Here is a 9,020-nt window from a genome sequence, read left to right as displayed (position 1 = left end):
ACGGCGAACTGAGTCCCCTGAACGCCCCGGCCGCCGGACCGGTGTTTACCTACCCACGCCTGAACTGGGCGTGAGTGGTGGTGCCGCGGCCGCCAGGGCGCGACGGTGAAGGAATTGGGACGTTGAACGTCCCAATTCCTTCACCGTGGGGTGGCAGACGAGGTGACAGGGGAAGATCCCGGACGCTCAACGGCCGGAATCCTCCCCCGTCGACCACACCACCACGACGAAACGGAGCCCCACCGACGACAGACCCAGGTCATTCACCGCCCCGACTCCCACACCAACCAGACCGAGCGTGGAAGATCCGGGACGTTCAACGCCCCAAATCCTCCACACTCGCCGATCACACCAGTGGGCAGGCAAAACGAGTCCGCCAGAACCCAAACGCCACTCACGACCCGCTCACGCGACTTCGCCGAGCCCTGACCGGGTTCACCCCGCCCGGTGACCACGCATCGCCGCGGCCAGCTCGGCACGGCCGCTGATGCCGAGCTTGCGGTACGAACTCGTGAGGTGCTTCTCCACCGCACGCACGGTGACCTCCAGCAGTTCCGCGATGTCGCGGTTGCGGCGGCCGGACACGGCCAGCTCCACCACCCGCTGCTCGGTCGCGGTCAGCAGGCCGCCGTCCGCCTGGTCCGACGGCTCCGCGGATCCGGTCAGCCAGCTCGCCCCGCAGCCCGCCGCCAGGCTGCGGCCCTCCAGCAGCCGCTCGCGGGCGTCCGGTCCGGTGCCGCGTTCCCCGAGCAGGACCAGCGTGCGGGCGAGTTCGAGCCGGTCTCCCGAACGGGCCAGGACTTCCGCGGCCTCGCGCAGCACCGGGACGGCGTCCTCGTCCCGGTCGAGCAGCGTCGCGCGGATGCGCAGGGCGCGTCCCACCGAAGACGGCGCTCCCCACGACGACGCCCGCTCGACCTCGCCCTGCGCGACGGCTTCCGCCCGCTTCGGATCGTCGGTCGCCGCGAGCAGGAGGGCGATCTGGCCACGCAGCGGCAGGAGGACCCGGTTCCCGAAGCGCTCCAGCTGGTGCACGCAGTCGAGGAAGTACTCGGCGGCCGCGGTGTGATTGGCCTCGGTCAGGGCGAGGGTGCCGTGGGCCAGTGACCGCAGCCAGGGGTCGTGCTCGACTTCGAGGTTGTCGACGAGCAGCCGCGCGAGCGCCGGATCTCGTTGCTCCATCGCGATTTCGGCCAGTACCCGCATCGCCGTCATGGTGATCCCGACCCGGCTGGGCCCCGCCGACGTCAGCACCGCCTGGGCCCGGTCCCTGGCCACGCCGAGCAGGCCCGTGGCGGAGGCCACCAGCGCCTGCCCCGCCCAGGCGACCAGCGTCGGCAGGTCCGGATCGGCGGCGGCGCCGCACGCCGCGGCGAGCCAGGAGTCCACCCCGTCGAGCGAATCCGCGGCGGCCAGCACCAGCACCGTGAGCGGGAGCGTGGTGTACATCTGGTCCGGTGAACCGGGTTCCCGTTCCAGCACCTGCCGGGCTAGGTCCACAATGGACTCCCGGGGCGCGGCGCCCGCGACGGTCATCAGATACAGCAGGACGGCGACCAGCTCCCGCTGGGCCGAGGAATCCTGGGCGGGCGCCGGGCCGAGCTCGGCCAGCCGGTCCGCCGCCGCCTTCCCGACACCGGGCACGCCTCGTTCGTGATACCGAAGCCGGGCTTCCATGCGCAACGCCGCTTCGGCCGCCTCCGGCCCCGGGACGTCCCGCAGTTCCGCGAGCACCTGCCGGAGACGGCGGACGTCCGCGGCGAAGCGGACCCCGGCCACCACCGGGAGCAGGCCGAGCGCGAAGGCGCGGTCGACCGGATCCCGCATCAGGCCCAGCGCCTGGTGCAGATGCCGGTGAGCGGCGGGCAGGTCGTAGCCGCGTTCGACGGCGGCGAGGTCGACGAGCAGTTCCGCGCGATCGGCCCCCGGATGCGCCAGCGCGTGCTGCAGGTACTGGGCCGCCGTCTGCGGCGACGAGTTCGCCAGTGCGGCGCTGGCCGCGGTCCGCAGCACGTCCGCGGCCCACGGTTCGGGTTCGGCGACCGTGGCCAGCAGCTGCCGTCCGATCTGTTCGACCGGCCTTCCGTTGCGGTAGAGGACATTCGCGGCGCGCAGATGCAGCCGGTCCTGTTCCTCCGCGCTCAGCTGATCGGCGACGAGATCGCCCGCCATCTCCCCGGCGAACCGCAGCAGCCCGTCGGCGGGGGCCTCGACGACACCCAGCCTGCGCAACGCGCGCAGCGCCGCGTCGAAGTCCGGCGAGTCGAGGCCGGCGAGCTCGGCGAGGACACCGGTCTCGGTCGGCTCGCCGAGCGCGGCCATCGCCTTGGTCACCGCGCGGACGTCGTCCGGCTGGGCGCGCAGGCACCGGGTCAGCCGGGCCGCGGCGGGTGAGGGCCGCAGCGCGGCGAGCTCGGCCGCCGCCGAAGCGACCGGGCGCAGACCATGCCCGAGCATCGCGTTGACGAGCGCGTCCAGCAGCATCGGCGAACCGCCGGTGCGCGCGTAGCAGGCGTCCGCGAACTCGGGCGCGGGTTCGGCTCCACAGCGGGCGGTCAGATACGCCCGGACACCGGCGGGCGAGAGCGGGGTGGCGTGCACCGTGCGCGCGGCGGTTCGGGCGATGTCCTTGACCACGATGTCGTCCGCGGAATCGTCGCCCTCCAGCAAGGTCGCGACGACGAGGACCCGCAGCCTGCTCATCCGCTTGGCCAGATAGGCGAGCCAGCGTGCCGAAGCCGGGTCGGCCCACTGCAGGTCGTCGACGAGCAGCGCTACTGGGCCGGTGTCGCGCACCATTTCGGTGAACAGCTCCAGCAATTCGTGCAGGACGAGGTGAGCGCGGCGCGGGTCGGCCTGGCCGGCGGGGAACTCGCCCTCGGCCCGGACAGCGGTGAGCAGTTCCCCGCGCCGGCCCGCCTCCAGCAAGGGTTCAAGCAGCAGCCAGACCACGCCGTGGGCGACCCCTCGCTCCAACGGCGTCGCCGCCGCCCGGACCACGCGCACGCCCCGCGCGGCGGCTTCTTCGCCCGCCGCGTGCACCAGCGCCGACCGTCCGGCACCCAGCCCGCCGCGGACGACGACGAACTCCCCCGCCCCGGCACGGGCCTCGGCGACCGCCCCGGCGATCGCGGCCAGCTGATCCGCTCGTTCGATCATCATGACGGCGGTTCAGAGCTCCTTGTCCAGCGCGTCGAACAGCTCCCGCAGTTCGGCCCGCCCGGTCACCTCGAGCTGCCGGTAGATCGCGGTGAGCCGGAGCTCGACGGCGCGTTTGCTCACGCCCAGTTCCTCCGCCAGTTCGGCGTTGGAGGCGTTCGAGAGCACGCGACGGACGAGGTCGGTCGCGGCGGGCGAAAGCGCCCGCCATCGCCGGGACGCCGTGCGATAGGACCGGCGCGGCCGGTCGGACAGTCGTTTCCCGAGGTCCGCGATCCGCGACGTCGCCCAGGCGAGCTGGTACGCGGTGGCGAGCCGGTCGGCTTCGCGCAGCAGCCGCGGCACGCCGCTGGTCTGGCCGCGGTTGAGCTGCGCGGCCGCGAGCAGCAGCACCGCCTCGACGTAGAGCACCCTGGCCGGGGACTGCTGGAGCGCGTTGACCGCCTGCGTCAGCCGGAACACCGCGTCCTCGGACCGGACCGCGACGCCCGCGCTCAGATGCGTCCGCCCGATCGCGGTGCGCGTGCCCCAGTTCTGCGCCAGCCGCCATTCCTCGCTGATCATCGCGGCCGCGGTGTGTTCGTCGCCGAGCGCCTGCGCCGCGATGGCGACGTGCGAACGCCACGGCACCAGACCGGGATTCAGCCAGCCCGCCGCGTTCATCCGCCTGCCGCATTCCTGGAACAGGCCCAGTGCCCGCCGATGGCGTTTCAGGTCCAGTTCCAGCAACCCGCGCATGAAGAGCAGGTACGGCGCGGAGTACAACGGTCCGCCGTCGACAGCCGCGTCGACGGCGCGCTGGGCGGCGTCGAGATCCCCTCGGGTGAGCGCCGCCGCGATCGCGATCGTGCTCAGCGAGTCGGAAACCGACAGCGGCCAGCCGTCCGGCGGACCGGCCGCGGCGGCCTTGGCGAGCGCCTCCTCCGCGGCCTGCACGCGACCACGTTGCAGGTGGATCCAGGCCTGACCGGTGAGGCCGAGCGCCACCGGCACCCCCGCCCCGGCGGCGCTCGCGTCCGCGATCACCTCTTCGTAGACCGAAAGCGCTTCCAGCACGTCGTCGGTCTGGGTGAAGGTGATGGCCAGCGCCAGCCGCGGCGAATACAGCGTCATGGGTTCGTTCGACGGATCGGCGGCACGCCGGGCCAGACGGCGGGCCGCCCGCCCGTCACGGCAGGACGTCGTCACGAGCCAGGACGCGGCGGCCGCCTGCGCCGGAGTCAGCGCGGCCGGATCGACGTCCGCGACGGCGGGGACGCCGAGCAGGGCGGCACCGGCGCCGGACCCTTCGGCCAGCCAGTGCAGCGCCACCAGATCCGCGCGATCCCGGTCGTCCAGCACGGCCTCGCTCAAGACGGCCAGCTCGCGCAACGCGTCGTCCCGGGCCCCTCGCTGCATCATCAGGTCCACAGCGGACAGTCGCGTTCGGACGGTGTCGTCGCCGGAAATCCTGGTGGCCCTGGCCAGTCGCAGGCCGCCGGTGAACGGGCACGACGACGCCTCGACTGTTTCCAGTTCCAGGCGCAGCCGCGCGGAAGTCCCGGGCGGCGCCGGTTCGGCGAGCGCCCGCCGGTAGTACCGGGCCGCTTCGGCGTGGTCTCCGGCTTCGCGACGGCGTAACGCGGCCGCGTGCAAGGTCTCCAGCGCCCAGGCCTCGCCGACCGGCTGGGAACCGAGCAGCAGCCCGGCCACGTCCTCCTCCGGGGCGGCCCGGCGATGCCCGAGTTCCGCGGCCCGGCGGCGTGTTCCCGCCCGCTCGTCCGCGCCGGTGGCGGCCAGCACCCAGGTGGCCACCTGGGGGTTCATCGGTTCGGCGGGATCGGTCCCGATCAGGCCGGAGTCCGCCAGCACCCGCAGCGCCCGGTTCAGCGGCATGCCGAGCGGGGCGGCGAGCGGCCGCAGGTAGGCCTCGTCGAGGGTGCCGATGGCGGCGATCGTCCGCACCAGCGCGGCGAGATCGGACGGCAGCCGGGCGAGCAGGTCGAGCACGGTGTCGCGGCGCACGTCCGCGGTGATGGCGGTGATCTCCGCGCCGGGCGCCTGACAGGCGGACGATCGGGCGAGGACTTCCGCGAGCAGGGCCGGGTTCCCCTCCGTGGCCGCGTAGACCTCGGCGACGGGCAGCCGCGGCGCCGGAACCGCGTGCACCAGCCGCCGCACCGCCGCCTCGCTCAGCGGCCGCAGCCGCACGACGTGCCGGTTCTCCCAGGGAAGACCCCCGAGGTACAGCGGCGCGTCGTCGCCGTCCGCGTCCTGCGAACCGGAATGCGCGGCGACGAGCAGCACGGGGTCGTTGCCCCGCCGTCGTTGCAGCGCGGACAGCCAGGCCTCGGACTGCTCGTCGGCCAGGATCAGATCGTCGACGACCAGCAAAACCGGGCAGCGCCGGGCCGATTCCAGCAGCCGCTGGCACAACAGTTCGTGCAGGACCTGGACGTCGGTGCCGTCCGAAAGCGCGGCGTGCAGCCACGGGACGTCCGCGAGTTCCGGGATCGAGGCGAGCAACTGGGACAGGAGCCCGTACGGCAAGTCCGCTTCGGTGGCCGATCCCCGCGCGGTGAACACCTGCAGACCCCGCTCGGCGGCCAGGGACGCGACCTGGTCCAGCAACGCCGTGCGGCCGCTGCCCGCCGGGCCGAGCACGAGCGCCGAGCCACCGTGCCCGTGTTCGAGATCCTCGATGAGCCGGGTGAGCAGGCGCAGTTCGGTCTCGCGCTCGACGAGTTCGTCCGCGCCTTCGGCTTCGAGCCGCCGGACCGCGCTCACCGGACGCCTTCGAGGACGGCCGGACGGTCATCGGTGTGGCCCAGTACCACCGCCAGTTCGGCGCGCCCGGTGATCCGCAGCTTCCGGTACACACTCGTCAGATGCGTCTCGATGGTCCGGACGGTGACGAACAGGCGTTCCGCGATGACCCGGTTGCTGACCCCGCGTCCGGCGAGCCGGGCGATGTGCCGTTCAGCCGGGCTCAGCGAAGCCAGCGGCGTCACCTCGCTCGGGATCCCCGCCCCGGCCGCGGTCCGCTGGGCGCGCCGGAGCAGAAAACGGTCCCCTGTCCGCAGGCTCAGCTCGACACAACGCCGCAGATGGGTGCGCGCCGCGGCGGTGTCCCCCGCGTCGACGAGCGCGCGGCCGAGGTGGAACTCCGCCAGGGCCTCCTCCAGCCGCGCGGGTGAGCCGGCCAGGACGGCCGTCGCCTCTTCGATCAGCCCGATCCGCCCGGGACCCCGGGTGGAGACCGCCGTCGCGAGCTTGGCCATCCCGATCGCCCGCGGGGTACCCCAGCGCACGGCCGGTCCTGCTCCCTCGGCGGCGAGATCCGCGGCGGCCTCGAAATGTCCTTCGTCGGCCAGCAGGCAGGCGGCTTCGAACCACCACGGCGCCAGCAGCGGGTTGGCGATGCCGACGTCGGCGAGGCTTTCCCCGCAGAGATGGAAAAGCTTCAGCGCCGCCTCGCGATCGCCCGCCGCCCAGTGCACCCGCGCGTCGACGAGCTGGAACCACGGGCGCATCACCGTGTGGTCCCACAACTGCGGGGAATCCGCCTCCCGCAACAACTTCATCGCCTTCGAGGTGTCGCCCTGCTGGGCCGCGACGGTGGCGAGGGCGATCCGAGGGACGACACCGCCGGTGCGTCCCTCGGCGCGGCGGCTGAGCGCGTAGGCCTGTCCGGCGTCGGCGGCCGCGGTGGCGAGGTCCCCGCACCAATGCCCGAGCAGGCCACGGAAGGCGAGGTATTCGCTGCGCTGAGCCGGGACGAGCTCGATGGCCCGGGTCAGTTCGTCCCTGGCGACGTCGACCTCGTCGGTGAGCAGCAGGGCCAGCACGGCGGAGCTGACGGCCGAATCGTCGGTGGTCGGGGTGTATCCGCGGATCGCGCGCATCGCCCATTCGGCGGCCTCGCGCGGCCGGGTCCCGTCGAGCGCGGCGACCACGGCGCAGACTGCCAGATGCCTGGCGTCGACGACGGTCTCCGGGCCGCCGGAGTTCCGCGGCTGGATCCGGGTGTCGAGCTTCGCCAGGCTGTCCCGATCTTCGATGCCCACCAGGCACAGCAGCCCTTCGAGATGCCCCCGGAGCTGCTGGTCCATCTCACCGCCGAGCACGGTGAGCACCCTGTCCAGCACGGTGACCGCGGTCCCGCAGCGACGGGCGACGAGTGCCGCGCGGCCCAGTTTCACCGCGGCCCTGGCCCGATCGACCGGATCCTGCTGGAGTTCGAGCGCGCGGCGCAGCAGGTCGAATCCGCTGTCCGGTTCCAGGAGCGCGACCGTCTCGGCGAGCTGGACCGCCAGCCCCCCGTCGGACGGCCTGGCCGCCGCGGCGGGACGGAGATAGCGCAGCGCGTCCCAGGGCGCGCCCCGGTCGCAGGCGCAGCTCGCGGCGTCCCGCAGCAGGTCGACCATCCACGAGTCCAGCTCGGCGAGTTCGAGCAGGTGCTCCGCCACCTCCTCCGGCGATCCGGCCGCGTCGCTCAGCAGGATCGCGGCGGTCCGTCGCCACCGGCCCAGCTCGGCGGGTTCGAGCGCGTCGAGCAGGCCGTCCCGAACCGGGTCGTGCCGGAAGGAAAACCCTTCCGCGGCAAGGATGTGCTGACTCCGCAGCAGTTCGACGGCGGTACCGGCGGTGCGCGCGGGGACCTTGGCCAGCCGGGCGACCAGGGACAGATCCTGCCCGCCGAGCACCGCGATGGCGGTGGCGACCTTCCGGGCGTAGTCCGGGACACCGGCGAACAGGGAGTGGATCAGCGCCGCCCCCGCCGCGGAGCCGGCCACCGGAGCGATCCCGGAGGCGACCTTGCCCAGTTCGTCGAGCATCTCGCGCAGCAGCAAAGGATTACCGCCGGACTGCTCGACACAGTGCCGGACGAAGGCCTCCCCCGGCTCTGATCCGACCGCCTCGCGCGCGAGCGCGGCGACCGCCTCCGCCGGCAGCGGGCCGAGGTCCAGCACTTCGGTGCCGTACCAGGATTCGAGGTCCGCCAGGCGTTCCGCCGCGCCTTCCGAGCCGTCGGCGGCCGATCGGACCAGGATCATCCGCACCGGCAGCCTGGTCGAGTGCCGGGCGAGAAGGCTCAGCCACCGCACCGTCGGTTCATCACACCATTGCACGTCGTCGACGGCGAACACGATCGCGGACCGGCCGCCCGCCCAGTCCGCGAAATCCTCGTACCAGGCGGCGAAGTCGTCCGGGTCCGAGGCCCGGACACCGGCCCGGTTCAGCTCCGCGAGCAGTTCCCGGGAAGCCGCGGCCCCGTCGTCAGGCGCGCCGGCACCCCGGAAGACGACGGTGTCCGTGAGCGCGGCCAGCGCGGCGTCCAGGAGGCTGGTCTTGCCGATGCCCGCCTGCCCTCGCACGACGATGACCGAGCCCTTGATGACGGGGCCCTTGATGACGGAGCCGTGACCGGGCGCGCCGGGGCTCAGGCGAGCGGCGAGCCGGCGGAGCTCGTCGTCACGTCCGGCCGGCGCGCGTCCAGGTCTGTTGGCATCCACCATCTCCGCCTCCCTGTCGTCCCATCGGAGTCGTCGCCGTCACACAGAGCGAACAATCGCTTACGTGCTTCCATCTCATCGTGTGATCGTCTTACCGAATAGAGCGTGCAACCTCGATAAGGGTTATCCCTCACTACAGGGATAGCAGGCGCTCAGATGAGCAAGGTGCTCGTCGACGAGGGTTTTCGAGCGTGGAGCGGCACGGGTCGGCACACCGCCGCGCGCGAACCTTGGCGTGTCGAAGAATGACAGAAGTCGCCCCGGAAGGGAAACAGGGCGTGAATCAAGGATGCCCGCGAGGTTGCTCCCGGACCACCGCCCGGCGCCACCGACAGCCGACCTGACCGCTCAAACGAGCGAAACGGC

The 9,020-nt window shown here is 72.8% G+C and carries 3 protein-coding genes; all 3 read right to left on the bottom strand.

Translation table 11 applies throughout. The annotated features are described in order from the left end of the window. Positions 1–435: 435 nt before the first annotated feature. From ACFWMR_RS13320 to ACFWMR_RS13310, 3 genes are read right to left on the bottom strand one after another with little or no spacing between them, the layout of a single operon-like run. The gene (locus ACFWMR_RS13320; RefSeq protein ID WP_378378532.1) at positions 436–3,162 is read right to left on the bottom strand and encodes an AAA family ATPase; all 2,727 of its coding nucleotides are present in this window, start codon (positions 3,160–3,162) and stop codon (positions 436–438) included. Positions 3,163–3,171: 9 nt separating this feature from the next. Beyond that, on the bottom strand, positions 3,172–5,925 hold the full coding sequence (locus tag ACFWMR_RS13315) for an AAA family ATPase (RefSeq protein ID WP_378378531.1): 2,754 nt from the start codon (positions 5,923–5,925) through the stop codon (positions 3,172–3,174). Next, complete coding sequence (locus ACFWMR_RS13310) at positions 5,922–8,657, bottom strand: helix-turn-helix transcriptional regulator (RefSeq protein ID WP_378378530.1); 2,736 nt, start codon at positions 8,655–8,657, stop codon at positions 5,922–5,924. The genes ACFWMR_RS13315 and ACFWMR_RS13310 overlap by 4 nt, the downstream gene beginning before the upstream one ends. Between the last annotated feature and the right edge of the window lie 363 nt (positions 8,658–9,020).

Origin of the sequence: Amycolatopsis thailandensis (assembly GCF_042723255.1) — a bacterium.
Taxonomy (GTDB): Bacteria; Actinomycetota; Actinomycetes; order Mycobacteriales; family Pseudonocardiaceae; genus Amycolatopsis; species Amycolatopsis thailandensis.
The sequence above is the reverse complement of the archived record's forward strand: the minus strand, read 5'-3'. Positions and strand labels throughout refer to the sequence as shown.

Excerpts from the sequence above, each read along its gene's own strand:
- ACFWMR_RS13320 (WP_378378532.1), bottom strand. The coding sequence starts at position 3,162 with ATGATGATCGAACGAGCGGATCAGCTGGCCGCGATCGCCGGGGCGGTC.
- ACFWMR_RS13310 (WP_378378530.1), bottom strand. The coding sequence starts at position 8,657 with ATGGTGGATGCCAACAGACCTGGACGCGCGCCGGCCGGACGTGACGAC.